Origin of the sequence: Pseudomonas sp. PA1(2017) (assembly GCF_001945375.1) — a bacterium.
Taxonomy (GTDB): Bacteria; Pseudomonadota; Gammaproteobacteria; order Pseudomonadales; family Pseudomonadaceae; genus Aquipseudomonas.
Genome location: NZ_MSXU01000009.1, coordinates 1,075,248 through 1,088,628 on the forward strand (window position 1 = coordinate 1,075,248; position 13,381 = coordinate 1,088,628).

Annotated in this window: 15 protein-coding genes; 8 read left to right on the top strand and 7 right to left on the bottom strand. The window is 62.8% G+C overall.

From position 1 onward, the window contains the following. Positions 1-5: 5 nt before the first annotated feature. Positions 6-1,190, bottom strand: coding sequence for a two-component system response regulator RssB (gene rssB, locus BVH01_RS11835; protein ID WP_075930498.1), 1,185 nt, complete (start codon positions 1,188-1,190; stop codon positions 6-8). 210 nt (positions 1,191-1,400) lie between these two features. On the opposite strand from rssB, the gene BVH01_RS11840 reads away from it, so the two are divergent. Continuing rightward, positions 1,401-1,700 (top strand): PilZ domain-containing protein, encoded by a 300-nt coding sequence (locus BVH01_RS11840; protein ID WP_075930499.1) that lies wholly within the window; start codon positions 1,401-1,403, stop codon positions 1,698-1,700. A 90-nt stretch (positions 1,701-1,790) separates the two neighbouring features. On the opposite strand, the gene BVH01_RS11845 is transcribed toward BVH01_RS11840, so the two are convergent. Next, positions 1,791-2,492 (bottom strand): VacJ family lipoprotein, encoded by a 702-nt coding sequence (locus BVH01_RS11845; protein ID WP_139315561.1) that lies wholly within the window; start codon positions 2,490-2,492, stop codon positions 1,791-1,793. Between the two features lie 198 nt (positions 2,493-2,690). On the opposite strand from BVH01_RS11845, the gene BVH01_RS11850 reads away from it, so the two are divergent. Then, positions 2,691-3,368 (top strand): phosphatase, encoded by a 678-nt coding sequence (locus BVH01_RS11850; protein ID WP_075930500.1) that lies wholly within the window; start codon positions 2,691-2,693, stop codon positions 3,366-3,368. A 98-nt stretch (positions 3,369-3,466) separates the two neighbouring features. Beyond that, positions 3,467-3,733 carry a DUF4404 family protein gene (locus BVH01_RS11855; protein WP_073267804.1) on the top strand — a complete coding sequence of 89 codons (267 nt, stop codon included), beginning with the start codon at positions 3,467-3,469 and terminating at the stop codon, positions 3,731-3,733. A gap of 90 nt (positions 3,734-3,823) precedes the next feature. On the opposite strand, the gene queF is transcribed toward BVH01_RS11855, so the two are convergent. From queF to BVH01_RS11870, 3 genes are all read right to left on the bottom strand, one after another. Continuing rightward, complete coding sequence (queF, locus tag BVH01_RS11860) at positions 3,824-4,651, bottom strand: NADPH-dependent 7-cyano-7-deazaguanine reductase QueF (RefSeq protein ID WP_075930501.1); 828 nt, start codon at positions 4,649-4,651, stop codon at positions 3,824-3,826. A 61-nt stretch (positions 4,652-4,712) separates the two neighbouring features. Then, entirely contained in the window at positions 4,713-5,411 is a 699-nt protein-coding gene (gene pyrF, locus BVH01_RS11865; protein WP_075930502.1) for an orotidine-5'-phosphate decarboxylase, read from the bottom strand. A 114-nt stretch (positions 5,412-5,525) separates the two neighbouring features. After that, positions 5,526-6,281, bottom strand: a complete 756-nt coding sequence (locus BVH01_RS11870; protein WP_075930503.1) for a sulfite exporter TauE/SafE family protein — start codon at positions 6,279-6,281, stop codon at positions 5,526-5,528. Between the two features lie 107 nt (positions 6,282-6,388). Between BVH01_RS11870 and BVH01_RS11875 the strand changes: the two genes are divergently transcribed. Next, positions 6,389-7,354 carry a LysR family transcriptional regulator gene (locus BVH01_RS11875; RefSeq protein ID WP_075930504.1) on the top strand — a complete coding sequence of 322 codons (966 nt, stop codon included), beginning with the start codon at positions 6,389-6,391 and terminating at the stop codon, positions 7,352-7,354. A 245-nt stretch (positions 7,355-7,599) separates the two neighbouring features. On the opposite strand, the gene BVH01_RS11880 is transcribed toward BVH01_RS11875, so the two are convergent. Further along, entirely contained in the window at positions 7,600-9,120 is a 1,521-nt protein-coding gene (locus BVH01_RS11880; protein ID WP_075930505.1) for an aldehyde dehydrogenase family protein, read from the bottom strand. Positions 9,121-9,396: 276 nt separating this feature from the next. On the opposite strand from BVH01_RS11880, the gene BVH01_RS11885 reads away from it, so the two are divergent. Beyond that, entirely contained in the window at positions 9,397-9,819 is a 423-nt protein-coding gene (locus tag BVH01_RS11885) for a hypothetical protein (RefSeq protein WP_075930506.1), read from the top strand. A gap of 341 nt (positions 9,820-10,160) precedes the next feature. Then, the gene (mqo, locus tag BVH01_RS11890) at positions 10,161-11,780 is read left to right on the top strand and encodes a malate dehydrogenase (quinone) (RefSeq protein ID WP_075930507.1); all 1,620 of its coding nucleotides are present in this window, start codon (positions 10,161-10,163) and stop codon (positions 11,778-11,780) included. A 94-nt stretch (positions 11,781-11,874) separates the two neighbouring features. Here the strand turns inward: mqo and BVH01_RS11895 are convergent, their stop codons facing one another. After that, a complete protein-coding gene (locus BVH01_RS11895) occupies positions 11,875-12,603 on the bottom strand; it encodes an amidotransferase (protein WP_075930508.1) in 729 nt (242 codons plus the stop codon). A 189-nt stretch (positions 12,604-12,792) separates the two neighbouring features. On the opposite strand from BVH01_RS11895, the gene BVH01_RS24660 reads away from it, so the two are divergent. Continuing rightward, positions 12,793-12,963, top strand: coding sequence for a hypothetical protein (locus BVH01_RS24660; protein ID WP_168177280.1), 171 nt, complete (start codon positions 12,793-12,795; stop codon positions 12,961-12,963). Between the two features lie 80 nt (positions 12,964-13,043). After that, positions 13,044-13,310 carry a PepSY domain-containing protein gene (locus BVH01_RS11900; protein ID WP_075930509.1) on the top strand — a complete coding sequence of 89 codons (267 nt, stop codon included), beginning with the start codon at positions 13,044-13,046 and terminating at the stop codon, positions 13,308-13,310. Positions 13,311-13,381: the final 71 nt, after the last annotated feature.

The window sequence follows — 13,381 nt, forward strand, 5'->3', positions numbered from 1 at the left end:
AGGATTCATGCAAGGTTCCTGCTTAACACCAGCAAGGCGATATCATCCGGCATCTCCGCCAGATTGGCCAGTCCAAACACGCTACGCAACCCATCCAGGGTTCCACCTGCCTCACTGACCAGCTTGGGCAGCAAGGCTTCTTTTTCCTGCAGGTTGTCGCCGTCGAGCAAATCGAGAATGCCGTCGGACAACAACGTCAGGCTGAATGATTCGGGAAGGTCGATTTCCAGGTTGTTGTAATCGGCCTCCTTGAACAGGCCGACGGGCAAGCCACGGCCTTCCAGGTAATAGGCCTGGCCACCGGTGTACATCACCGGCAGCGGCAAATGGCCGCCGATGCTGTAGGTCAGCCGATTGGATTCTTCGTCGATCACCCCGCCGAGCATGGTCACGTGCTTGCCCAGCTTGCAGTTGATCAGGCCGCGGTTGATGTGGCTGAGCACGTCAGACGGTTTGAATTCGGGCAGCATGCCGTTGCGCCGCGACTCGTATAGCAGGCGCGTGGTCATGAACTTGAGCAGCACGGTGACGAAGGCCGACGAGGCGCCATGGCCAGACACGTCTGCCAGGTAGAACGCCACGCGGCGCTCGTCGACCCGGAAGTAATCGACGAAGTCACCGGACAAATACAGCGATGGAATGATCTGGTGAGCGAACGACAGCCCTTCGTCTTCCCACGGCGTGACCGGCAGCATGTTCATCTGCACCTGACGGCCAGCGTTCTGGTCTTCCTGCAGCAGATGCAGGCTGGCCTGCAGCTCGCGATTGGCGGTTTCCAGCTTTTCGCGGTAACGCTCGTTCTCCTGGCGCAGGTGCACGCGATCCAAAGCGCGCCGCACCGAGTGCTCGAGCACGGCCAGGTCTTCCAGGGGCTTGATCAGGTAATCGGCAGCGCCAAGGCGCAGCGCTTCGACCACATCGGTCATCACGCCAGCACCGGAAACCACGATGATCGGCGCGGAGACCTTCAGCGCATTGATGCGGCGGATCAGTTCGAGGCCATCGACCTGGGGCATGCGCAGGTCGCAAATGACCAGGTCCGGCCGTTCGCGTTCGAACACTTCGAGTCCTTGCAGGCCGTTGCTGGCCAGCAGGATGTTGAAGCCGCTGTCTTCCAAGTAGGCTGCAATACTGGCGCGGACGACTTCGTCGTCATCGATCAGCAGCAACGTGGCACTGGTTTTGTGCATGGGGTGTCCAGGCAAACTGCGCCGGGGATGGTTAGCGTAAACGCAGCCAACGACCTGCGCGGGTACACGGTTCGCGTCAAGGCGCAGACGGTACTCCCATCCTCAGCGCGATTCAACAGGCGCCGTTAGCCGCCGAGCGGCTTTACACCTCAAATGGGCGGGGGTTATAAGAATCGCAGCACAGCCCCGACCTTCAATGAGGATAGCCTGATGAGCCAGAATGATCGTGATTACACGGAAAAGCGCGATTACATTCGCATGCGCCTGGAGACCCAGGTAACGCTGACTCATGGCGGCCAGACGGTTCCTGCGCTCTGCCGGGATCTGTCGAGCACCGGCATGCAGCTCGAAGCGCAGTGCCAGGCGAAGGTGGGCGACAAGGTGAGCGTGCTGATCCCGTCCACCCATGATTCGCTCAAGGGACTGGAAACCGACGCTGAAGTGGTACGCGTGACGGACATCGGCGATGGCCGGCAAATTCTCGGTGTCGCCGTGACGTCCATGAACTGAAATACGCTGTAACGTGATGGAGCCGGACTCCATCACGCCTGCCTCTGGCCTTCAGGCCAGCTGCCTTAAGGCAGCCGCCCCTGCCGATTCCTAGAAATCGTCTTCCACATCACCATCGCGCACGCGGAACTCACGGTTCTGCAGGTAGGCATTGCGGATGAAGATGTACTTGTCGCCACTGATCATGCGCTCGGCGTCCAGCAGGCTGGCGCGGGTGTCGACCACATTGACGCCACGCAGCACGTTTCGCGTCGGCACATGATCGATATGGGGATACGGGGTCAGGAAGCTATCTGGAATCCTGGCCGGCGCGTCGCGCAGCGAGCTCGGACCGAGCAGCGGCAGTACCAGGTACGGGCCACTTTGCACGCCCCAGACACCGAGGGTCTGGCCGAAGTCTTCGTCGCTGCGCTGCAATCCCATAGGGGTGGCAACATCGAAGAAACCCAGCACACCGATGGTGCTGTTGAGCAAAAGGCGGCTGGTATCCACGCCGGCGTCATGGGCCTTGCCCTGCAACAGGTTGTTGGTCAGGTTACCGACCTCCCACAGGTTGCGAAACACGTTGTGTACGCCGGTTTCCAGGAACTGCGGCGTCACGGCCCGGTAGCCCTGGGCCAGTGGTTTGAGGGCGTAGGTGTCGACGGTGTCGTTGAAGCGAAAGATAGGACGGTTGAACGATTCCCACGGATCTTCCGTTGCCGCCTGGCTTGCCAGCGGTAGTGCCATCAGGCCGGCACAGGCCAGCATGCGGCCGAAGCTCGCGATCCAATCGGGTCCAATCAAGCGCATTGCTGTTCTCCTAGGCTAATGAGCGCGGCCTGTCGGCGGCAGCGGCGTAGTATAAAGCCGTCCGCCGCCAATAGGCAGCGCACCGCGATATCCGGGCGCCGCATCACGCCACCGCATGTCTGAAGATCGCAGCGTGTCACGCCATCGTCACATTGCCTTGGCAAGGTCGAAGCGATAATCGCCAGGGAACGACATCGCATGCCCCAGCCAGCGTTTTGCGCCGCCTCCTCTTCCTTTACGGCCATCCTTTTCGGCCTGTCCGGCTGCCTGGTGGATTTCGGCGCACGAAGCGCGTCTCTGAACCGCCAGCGACACCTGGCGCTGGTGCGCGAAAGCGGTGGCCTGGCCCGCCAGCCTGCAAGCAACCTGGAACTGGACGGTTGCGCCGAGCCGACTCCCGGGGCGCTGAGCACCCTGCGCAACCTGCATGAGCAAAACGTGCCCTGTGCCTGGATGGACGAGCTGCCAGAAGCGCTGACCGAAAAACTGGCCAGTCGCCTGCCCGACTGGCTGACGGCCTCGCCGGCCTGCACCCAGCGCACCTGGCCAGCACCGGATGCCTGCTGGCAAGCCCTGGCGGCCTTGCGTATCGAGCGCCTCGAAGGCTGCGTGCTGGTCAGTGGCGAACCGCGCCTCTTGCAGGCTGGCTTGAATGCCGGAATGTGGACGGTGGGCCTGGCCGCCTGCGGTTCACTGGCAGGCCACGCGCTAGCCGATTGGCAGCAGCTCGACGGCGCGCAGCGTGACCGCCTGCGCGCCGACGCGACGCTTTCACTCTATCGGCTCGGCGCTCACTCGGTGATCGACCAGCTCACCGACCTGCCAGCCTGCCTCGACCACCTGCAGATTCGGCGTAGCAAGGGCGAGAAACCCTGAAGCCAGCCCGCCCCGACTGGCCTGGTTGGACAAGAAGTACTGACCTTTCGTCGCGTCGTACGGTCAATTGTCTTGCCTATCAAGAAAGGGAGAGTCCCATGCCTGCGAACCATCTGCAGCAGCAACTGGAAGAGCTGCGCAAGCAACTGGTCGAACATCCGCCGGAAAACGAAGAGGATCGCGAATCGCTCGAACTGATCGCCCGCGACATCGAGCTGCAGTTGGCAGCGCAGCCGGTGACCACACCCGATGCTTCGCTGGTTGACGGCGTCAACCTGGCGGTCGAGCGCTTCGAGGTGAGCCATCCGACGCTCGCCGGCAGCCTGCGCAACATCATGCAGACCTTGGCCAATATGGGGATCTGATCCCAGGCGCAGAAACCAAAAACCAGCCACGAGGCTGGTTTTTTTATGCCCGCCCTTGCGACTGGGAGAGCGCGCGAATCAGATAGACGCTTACTGACGGACCAGACGCCGGTTCGGCGGCACCTCATCCCGCGTGGTGCGGTAAGGGTTGATATCCAAACCACCACGTCGCACATAGCGCGCGTAGACGGTCAGGTACTCCGGCTTCAGTAGTTTTTGCAGATCCAGAAAGATGCGCTCCACGCACTGTTCGTGGAAGTCCGCGTGCTGGCGGAAGCTCACCAGATAGGCCAGCAGACTTGCCGGCTCCAGGGCCGCTCCGCGGTACTCGACCACCACGCTGCCCCAGTCCGGCTGGCCAGTGACCGGGCAATTGGATTTGAGCAGATGGCTATGCAGGCTCTTTTCAACGACACGGGCCGGGTCGCACGCGAGCAGCTCCGGTTGAGGCGCGGCGTAATTGCTGATGCTGACGTCCAGGTCGTCGATGCAGGTGCCCGGCAATGCGACCAGGCCTTCCCGGGCCGCTTCGTCCAGACTGCGGATCCGCACGGCCACCGTTTTACCAGCCGTGGCGGACAAATCCTTCTCAAGCACACGGACCAATTCTGCCGAGTTGGCGAACACCGACTGGTTGAGCGAATTGAGGTACAGCTTGAAGGATTTCGACTCGATGATATTCGGCGAATCGGCAGGAATCGCGAATTCGCCGATGGCCACCACTGGCTTGCCGGAAGGCAGCAACCAGGACAGCTCGAAGCAGTTCCAGTAGTCCACGCCGCGATACGGCAACGTATCGGCGCTCAAGCCCAGCTCAGCCCACTTGGTGGCGCGGGGAATGGGAAACAGCAACTCGGGCGAGTATGTGGCGATGTACTCGCTGCTCTTGCCCAGCGGCGAATGTTCCACGGAATTCATGAGGCGTTACCTGCAATGCAACGGGTGCGGCAGCGAGCGCCGCACGAAAATGAAAGGCTGGTCAACCCAGCTCGGCGACCAGCTTGGCCAGGGCGGCGGCCGGATCCGCGGCCTGGCTGATCGGACGGCCGATCACCAGGTAATCGGAGCCGGCATCCAGGGCCTGACGCGGCGTGAGAATACGGCGCTGATCGTCCTGGGCACTGCCGGCTGGACGAATGCCTGGCGTCACCAGTTGCAGCGCGGGCTGCGCCGCCTTGAGCGCAGGTGCTTCGAGCGCCGAGCAGACCAGACCATCCATGCCGGCCTTATGAGCCAGCGCGGCCAGGCGCAGCACCTGCTCCTGGGGCTCGATGTCCAGGCCGATGCCGGCCAGGTCCTCGCGCTCCATGCTGGTCAGCACGGTCACGCCGATCAGCAGCGGCACCGGGCCGTTGAAGGCGTCCAGCACCTCGCGACAGGCGCTCATCATGCGCAGGCCACCGGAGCAATGCACGTTAACCATCCACACACCCATTTCCGCGGCGGCCTTGACGGCCATGGCGGTGGTATTGGGGATGTCGTGGAATTTGAGGTCGAGAAACACCTCGAAGCCGCGATCGCGCAAGGTGGCGACGATGTCCGACGCACAACTGGTGAACAGCTCCTTGCCCACCTTCACCCGGCACAGTTTCGGATCGAGCTGATCGGCCAGGGCAAGTGCCGCCTCACGGGTCGGGAAATCCAGGGCGACGATGATGGGTGTCTGACAAACGGACATGGGGGTAACTCTCGAGCGGGCCAAATTCGGCGCGCATTGTAGCGCAATGCCAAGGCGATTGGCGGCAAGGCACGCCAGCGCGGCGTGCAGGCTCGTCGGACGGCGCGTGACGCCTCAGGTCTTCAGCCCGAGCATCAGCGCGCAGATCAGCAGGAAAGCCGTGAACAGCACGCGCAGGATGCGCTCGGGCAAGGCGTGAGCCAGGCGCACGCCCCAGCTGATGCTGAGCAGCCCGCCGATCGCCAGTGGAATGGCCAGGGCCCATTGCACGTGGTCATGCAGGGCATAGGTGGCCAGCGTCACCCCGGTACTGGGCGCCGCCAGCGCCAGCGAAAGGCCCTGAGCCACCACTTGGGAAGTACCGAACACGCTGGTGAGAATCGGCGTGGCGATGACGGCGCCACCGACACCGAAAAGCCCGCCCAGTAGGCCCGACCCGCTTCCCAGCACGGTCAGCCAGGGCCAAGGATGGCGCAACTGGCCCGACGCAGCCGGCGGGCGCATCAACATGCGCAGCAGGTTGTAGAACGCCAGCGCGACCAGAAAGCCGACGAACGCCAGGCGCATCGATTCGGGGTCGAGATTGACCGCCCAACTCGCCCCGAACAGCGCGAACACGAAACTGCTCAATGCCAGCGCCAGGGCATGACGCAGGTCGATGCGGTTGCGCTGGTGATAACGCCACAGCGCCAGCAGCACGTTGGGCACCACCATGACCAGCGCGGTGCCCTGGGCCAGCTGCTGATCCAGGCCGAACAATACGCCCAGCGCCGGAATCGCGATCAGACCGCCGCCAATCCCGAACAGCCCGCCAAGGGTGCCGAGGGCCAGGCCGAGCAGGATATTCAGGGCGAATGCGAGCAGATCCATGGTTCATCTCGTTCAAACAGGATGAGCGCATGCTACCCATCGGCGGCTGGATGGGTAACGCATAGCCCGGCATAATGGCTGTGCGAAATACGCACAGCGAGATCCCCATGAATCCTGATGCCTTAACCGACCAGCTCAGTCTGTTTCTCGATGTGCTGGAAAGCGGCAGCTTCTCCGCTGCAGCCCGCCTGCACCCGCTGACGCCTTCAGCGGTTTCGCGGCGTATCGACGCCCTGGAGCGCTCCCTCGATTGCAGCCTGTTCAGCCGTAGCACCCATGCGGTGCGGGCAACGCCAGCCGGCTTGGCGTTCGCCGAGCGGGCCCGGAGGATTCTCGCCGAGCTGCACCTGGCGCGTGCCGAGGCCGTGTCGCTGAGCAGCGCGCCGGAGGGGCTGATTCGCATCGACTCCCCGGCGCCGTTCGGCCGTCGGCACCTGGCGCCGGCGATTGCCGACTTTCTCACCGCCTACCCCGGCCTGGACGTGCAACTGCGGCTGATCGACAGCTTCATCGACCTGCATGGCGCGCACCTCGGCGAGGTAGACCTGGTGCTGCGCATCGGCCCCCTGGCCGATACCCGCCTGGTGGCGACGCCGCTTTCGCCGATGGTTCGCGTGGTATGCGCTAGCCCGGCGTACCTGGAGCGCCGGGGTGTGCCGCGAACCCCGGCAGAACTGCTGGAACACGATGGGCTGGACTGGGATGGCCTCGCCCCCGCCTATGCCTGGCGTTTCGAGAATGGCGGCAAGCTCGCCATGTACCGCCCTCGCCGCCTGCGCATGACGGCCAACAATGCCGAGACGCTGGTATTCAGCGTGCTCGCCGGCCTGGGCGTGGCGCATCTGCCGACCTGGCTGGTCAGCGAATACTTGGTGCGTGGCGAGCTGGTGGCACTGTTCTGCGACAACGGCCTGCCGGCGCCTGAGCCCAGCGGCATCTATGCGCTGCGCTTGCAGCGCGATACCGACTCACGCAGCCGGCTACTGCTGGAGTTCCTGAAAAACCGCTTTGGCCCGACCCCGCCCTGGGATCTGCCGCTGCAAAGCGCCTTGCAACGCGGCGCTGGCAACTAAATGAAAACGCGGCCGAGGCCGCGTTTTTGGTCTTCGGCTCAGCCAGCCTGCACAGTGACCTGGGAAGGCCACCGGAGCCCATGCGCGTAGGAGCGTCGACCCCGGCGCGAAACGATGGCGGCCTTGCTGCCGGACCGACCCATCCGCCGCGGGGTGCGGCCAATCATAGCAACGTCGTTCGCGGCCCGAACCTTAGACAGAATGGCATTAAGTCCAGGCCGCGTTCTTCGTAATGCTTGAACGATTTAAAAGAAGCCCAGCGGGTTGATGTCGTAGCTGATCAGCAGGTTTTTGGTCTGCTGATAGTGGTCGAGCATCATCTTGTGGGTTTCGCGCCCGACCCCGGACTTTTTATAGCCGCCGAAGGCAGCGTGCGCCGGGTACAGGTGGTAGCAGTTGGTCCACACGCGCCCGGCCTTGATGCCGCGGCCCATGCGGTAGGCGCGGTTGATGTCGCGCGTCCACACGCCGGCGCCCAGGCCGAACTCGGTGTCGTTGGCGATGGCCAGGGCTTCGGCTTCGTCCTTGAAGGTGGTCACGCCCACCACCGGGCCGAAGATTTCCTCCTGGAACACGCGCATCTTGTTGGTGCCCTTGAGCAGGGTCGGCTGGATGTAATAACCGCCCGCCAGGTCGCCCTCCAGCTTCTCGGTCGCGCCGCCGGTGAGCAGCTCGGCGCCTTCCTGCTGGGCGATCTCCAGGTAGCTGAGGATCTTGTCGTACTGCTGCTGCGAGGCCTGGGCGCCGACCATGGTGTCGGTGTCCAGCGGGTTGCCGCGCTTGATCGATTTGATCTTCTTCATCACCTCGTTCATGAACGGCTCGAAGATCGACTCCTGCACCAGCGCCCGCGACGGGCAGGTGCACACTTCGCCCTGGTTGAAGAATGCCAGCACCAGGCCTTCGGCCGCTTTCTCGATGAACGCCGGCTCGGCCTGCATGATGTCTTCGAAGAACACGTTCGGGCTCTTGCCGCCCAGCTCCACGGTGCTGGGGATGATGTTGGCGGCGGCGCATTTCATGATGTGCGAGCCCACCGGCGTGGAGCCGGTAAAGGCGATCTTGGCGATGCGCGTGCTGGTGGCCAGCGCTTCGCCGGCTTCACGGCCGAAGCCCTGGACGATATTGAGCACGCCCGGCGGCAGCAGGTCGCCGATGATCTCGGCCAACAGGGTGATCGACAGCGGCGTCTGCTCGGCGGGTTTCAATACCACGCAGTTGCCGGCGGCCAGAGCGGGAGCGAGTTTCCAGGCGGCCATCAGCAGCGGAAAGTTCCAGGGGATGATCTGCCCGACCACGCCCAGCGGCTCGTGGAAGTGATAGGACGCGGTGTGTTCGTTGATCTCCGCCGAGGTGCCTTCCTGGGCGCGGATGCAGCCGGCGAAGTAGCGGAAGTGATCGGCGGCCAGCGGCACGTCGGCGTTGAGGGTTTCGCGTACGGCCTTGCCGTTGTCCCAGGTCTCGGCCACGGCGAGCAGCTCGAGGTTGGCTTCGATGCGGTCGGCGATCTTCAGCAGGATCAGCGCGCGGTCCTGCACTGCGGTCTTGCCCCAGGCATCGGCGGCGGCATGGGCGGCGTCCAGGGCCTTGTCGATGTCCTTGGCATCCGAGCGCGGGAATTCGCCGATGGCCGAGGCATCCACCGGGCTGGTGTTGGTGAAGTACTGACCGCCCACCGGCGCGACGAACTCGCCGCCGATGTAGTTGCCGTAGCGCGATTTCAGGGTGACGACGGCGCCTGCGGTACCGGGTTTGGCATAGATCATGTGAGCGACCTCTTTATTGTGGGGGCCTGACTTCTGAGGCCAGAGACAGGCCGGGGTTGGATTCCGACTGCCAGCAACCTGCCGCCTGCTACCGAATCGCCGTAAACCGGCGTGGCAGAGCCTGGGGCCGCCGAGCTGCTATCAGGGTAGACGCCTTCCCGGACTTTCGCCGCCGGCCACTCGAAGTGCTGCGGGCGCTCACCACCCACCGGATTCCCTGAACATTGGTTGCGTGCAGACAGTCACCTGATCACAGGCAATCATCAGGAGCAGGACATGAACAAAGTAACGGGATCGGCGCTGCTGCTCGCAGCCTTGTTCAGCGCTGGCGTGCAGGCCGATGACGACGGGCTGACATTGCAGCAGCAACGCGACAGGATCGGCGACGAGATGGTCCGCGATCGTACCGGCGCCCCGCCTGCCAGCGAGAGTGGTTCGGGCCAGGCAATGGATCCTCAGCAGCAACAGCCTGGGCAGCAGCAGCCCCGTAGCACACTCAACTCCCCTGCCAGGAACCAGAATGGCCAGCAGCCAGGCAACCAGAATAGGCAACGCCAGCCCTCTACCACTGCACCGGGTACTGGCACTCAGGGCGGCTCTACCCCGGAAGCCGGTTCGTCCGGCAGCTCCACTGCGCCGGCCACACCCGGCACTGGCGGCGGTAGCCAGGGAACTGGCGGCGCGGTGATGAGCAATTGAGGCGAGAATCCGCCACCAACGAAGCGTTTTGCGGCGAATGCGCGGCGAGATCTCGCCACCTGCATCACAAAAAGGTAATGCGAAAATTGATACAGATCACTAGTTCAGTCTGATCCAGTGATGTGGCGACACTCCCGGCATGGATATTGCCTTTCGGGCAGCCTGCGACGAAAGCGCGCACTGGAAGGTAAATGCCCGGCGTTTCAAAAAATCACCGGGACTGACCGGTTTCGCAGAACGAAACCTGATCGCATGCAACAGGCGCTGTCCCTCCATCACCCGGAGCGGCATGAACGTCGGTCTTGCGGTCATGCAATCACATCACTGGAATGGTCTGTCTAATGAAAAAACTCTTGTTGTCCCTACTGTGCTTGAGCGCGCTCGGTTGCGCCAAGCAACCCGAACCGGAAAAATCCGTGGACGTCCTGCTGATCGGCGGGGGCATCATGAGTGCGAGCCTCGGCACCTACCTCAACGAACTCGAGCCGACCTGGAAAATCGACCTGTACGAGCGTCTACCGCAGGTCGCCAGCGAGAGCTCCAATGCCTGGAACAACGCCGGTACCGGTCACTCGGCGCTCGCCGAGCTGAACTACACCCCGGAAAAGGCTGACGGCACCATCGACATCAGCAAGGCCGTGGCGATCAACGAATCCTTCGAGATCTCCAAACAGTTCTGGGCCTATCAGGTCGAGCAAGGCGTTCTGAAGAACCCGAAGTCCTTCATCAACGACGTTTCGCACATGAGTTTCGTGTGGGGCGACAAGAACACCGAGTTCCTGAAGAAGCGCTATGACGCGCTGCAACACAGCTCGCTATTCCGCAACATGGAGTTCTCCGACGACCCTGCGCAGATCGAGGAGTGGATTCCCCTGGTGATGGAAGGCCGCGAGCCCGGCCAGAAGATCGCCGCGACCCGCGTGCAGACGGGCACCGACGTCAACTTTGGTGAAATCACCAACCAGTTGCTGAACAACCTGTCGCAGAAGAAAGACGTGTTCAACGTTCACGTGCAGCAGGAAGTGCGCGACATCACCCGCGCCGACGACGGCACCTGGAACGTGACCATGGCCGACTTGGCCAATGGCGACAAGCTGAGCACCGTGAATGCCAAGTTCGTGTTCATCGGCGCCGGTGGCGGCGCGCTGAAGCTACTGCAGAAATCCGGCATTCCGGAAGCGGAAGGCTATGCAGGCTTCCCGGTCGGCGGCTCCTTCCTGGTTACCCGTAATCCGGAAGTCGCCGCCAGGCATCAGGCCAAGGTCTACGGTCTGGCATCGGTAGGCTCGCCACCCATGTCGGTTCCGCACCTGGACACCCGCGTTATCGATGGCGAGAAAGTCATCCTGTTCGGGCCGTTCGCCACCTTCTCCACCAAGTTCCTGAAAAACGGTTCGTTGTTGGACATGTTCGGCACCATCACCACCCACAACATTTCGCCGATGTTCAATGCCGGCGTCGACAACTTCTCCCTCAGCACCTACCTGATCGGTCAGCTGATGCTCAGCCAGGAAGACCGCATGCACTCGCTGCGTGAATACTTCCCAGAAGCACAGGACAAGGACTGGGAACTGGTCCAGGCCGGCCAGCGCGTGCAGATCATCAAGAAAGACCCGGAGAAAGGCGGCATCCTGCAGTTCGGCACCGAAGTGGTCAGCTCCGAAGACGGCTCCATCGCCGCCCTGCTGGGCGCCTCGCCGGGCGCATCCACCGCCGCGCCGATCATGCTTCACCTGATGGAGCGCACCTTCAAGGACAAGATCAAGACCCCCGAGTGGCAGGCCAAGCTGAAGGAAATCATTCCCTCCTACGGACAGACCCTGAACAACGATCTAAATCTGACCAACAAGACCCGCGCCTGGAGCAGCGAGCGTCTGCAGCTGAACTTCGTGGAAATCAAGCCCGAGCAGCCGCAAGCCGAAGAAGCTGCGCAGCCCGAGGCCCCAGCCGAAGCGCTGTAAGGCCTACCGGCAGGCGTCTCCACGCAAGGCGCCACGCTGAAACGAAAAACGGCCCGCAAGGGCCGTTTTTTTATGGGCAGCTTTCCCGAGGAGATCAGGCCGGCTGGGCCGCCCTGCCATTGGCCACGAAACGCAGTATCCACTCGCCGACCGTGCGCCCATGGTGATCCTGATGCAAGGTATCGACCGCTGCACGGTAGGTGGTTTCGCCGATGTGTTGCTGGCGAATGTCCAGCAACGCGCGGGAATACTCGGGCACGAACTCCGGATGCCCCTGGAAGCACAGCACCTGATCACCGATGCGATAGGCCGCGTGGGCGCAGAACGGGCTGGTGGCCAGCAGCGTGGCGTTTTCCGGCAGCCGGGTGACCTGATCCTGATGGCTGATCAGTAGCGTCAGCTCATCCAGGGCTGGCGTCATCCAGTCAGGCTGCTCGGTCAGTTGATAGCGATGGATGCCCACGCCCCAACCGCCACTGGCGCGTTCGGCCTTGCCGCCAAGCAGCAGTGCCAGCAACTGGTGTCCGAAGCAGATGCCCAGCAACTTGTCGCCTGCCTGATAGCGCTCGAGCAAGTAGGTCTTGAGCGTTTCGATCCACGGATCGGTGGCGAACGAATCGGCCTTGCTGCCGGTGACCAGATACGCATCGAAACGTGCATCGGCGGGCGGATAATCGCCCTGCATCACGTTGAATACATGGAAGCTGGCCTCGATGGCCTGGCCAGCGAAAAGACGTTCGAACATCTTGCCGTAGCCCTGATACTGGTCGACCAGCTCGGGGCGCAGGATGTCGGTTTCCAGAATGCAGATCTGCAGCGACATGGCGGTACCTGAAAAAATAACAGAGCAGTCGAAGCCTGCCTGTGCGGATGCATCAAGGCAAGAGGCATGCCGTTATCGCGTCATCAGTCTTTTCGATAGCCGTCATGACCCGCATTCACTTTTACGCGTGCGCGAACGATCCGATGATTGCCTCATCGACCCGCGAGGCCACTGACGAGCGCAATCGCCATGCACAGCCAGACCATCCGCTACGCCCGCAACGGCGCCCTGGGCGCCATCGGCCTTTACCTGATCGTTGCCCTGCCCCTGCTGGCAGCCAGCATGCAGCACCCGGCTCTGCCTATGCCGGCGGCAAGCCGGGCGACGGTGCCGGCACCGAATCAGGGCAGTTTTACCTGAACCCTAAGCGAAGCGCCGGACTCCAACCTGCAGTGCCTGAATGCGGGCGCAATCATCCTAATCAGTGAAGGAGTTCCACGATGCTCAAGAAGACCCTGACTGCCCTTACCGCCGCTGCCGCCATGAGCGCAGGCTTCGCCATGGCCGACCGCCCAGGCGCCGACTGGATCAGCATCGAGCAGGCGCTGAGCAGCGCCAAGCAGGCCGGCTTCACCCAGATCCACAAGATCGAAGCCGACGACGCCGGCTACTGGGAAGGCGAAGGCACCAAGCAGGACAACCGCCTCTATGAATTCCGCGTGGACGGCAAGAGCGGCAAGGTCATCCGCGAGCAACTGGACAACTGATCCAGCCTGCCTGAAGAACCGGCCCAAGCCAGGCGGTGTGAAAACTACTGCGCTCGGTCATGCGGCGTTAA

What these genes read in the sequence shown, in the direction of transcription:
- rssB (WP_075930498.1), bottom strand. Translation starts at nt 1,190, where the DNA reads ATGCACAAAACCAGTGCCACGTTGCTGCTGATCGATGACGACGAAGTC.
- BVH01_RS11840 (WP_075930499.1), top strand. Translation starts at nt 1,401, where the DNA reads ATGAGCCAGAATGATCGTGATTACACGGAAAAGCGCGATTACATTCGC.
- BVH01_RS11845 (WP_139315561.1), bottom strand. Translation starts at nt 2,492, where the DNA reads ATGCGCTTGATTGGACCCGATTGGATCGCGAGCTTCGGCCGCATGCTG.
- BVH01_RS11850 (WP_075930500.1), top strand. Translation starts at nt 2,691, where the DNA reads ATGCCCCAGCCAGCGTTTTGCGCCGCCTCCTCTTCCTTTACGGCCATC.
- BVH01_RS11855 (WP_073267804.1), top strand. Translation starts at nt 3,467, where the DNA reads ATGCCTGCGAACCATCTGCAGCAGCAACTGGAAGAGCTGCGCAAGCAA.
- queF (WP_075930501.1), bottom strand. Translation starts at nt 4,651, where the DNA reads ATGAATTCCGTGGAACATTCGCCGCTGGGCAAGAGCAGCGAGTACATC.
- pyrF (WP_075930502.1), bottom strand. Translation starts at nt 5,411, where the DNA reads ATGTCCGTTTGTCAGACACCCATCATCGTCGCCCTGGATTTCCCGACC.
- BVH01_RS11870 (WP_075930503.1), bottom strand. Translation starts at nt 6,281, where the DNA reads ATGGATCTGCTCGCATTCGCCCTGAATATCCTGCTCGGCCTGGCCCTC.
- BVH01_RS11875 (WP_075930504.1), top strand. Translation starts at nt 6,389, where the DNA reads ATGAATCCTGATGCCTTAACCGACCAGCTCAGTCTGTTTCTCGATGTG.
- BVH01_RS11880 (WP_075930505.1), bottom strand. Translation starts at nt 9,120, where the DNA reads ATGATCTATGCCAAACCCGGTACCGCAGGCGCCGTCGTCACCCTGAAA.
- BVH01_RS11885 (WP_075930506.1), top strand. Translation starts at nt 9,397, where the DNA reads ATGAACAAAGTAACGGGATCGGCGCTGCTGCTCGCAGCCTTGTTCAGC.
- mqo (WP_075930507.1), top strand. Translation starts at nt 10,161, where the DNA reads ATGAAAAAACTCTTGTTGTCCCTACTGTGCTTGAGCGCGCTCGGTTGC.
- BVH01_RS11895 (WP_075930508.1), bottom strand. Translation starts at nt 12,603, where the DNA reads ATGTCGCTGCAGATCTGCATTCTGGAAACCGACATCCTGCGCCCCGAG.
- BVH01_RS24660 (WP_168177280.1), top strand. Translation starts at nt 12,793, where the DNA reads ATGCACAGCCAGACCATCCGCTACGCCCGCAACGGCGCCCTGGGCGCC.
- BVH01_RS11900 (WP_075930509.1), top strand. Translation starts at nt 13,044, where the DNA reads ATGCTCAAGAAGACCCTGACTGCCCTTACCGCCGCTGCCGCCATGAGC.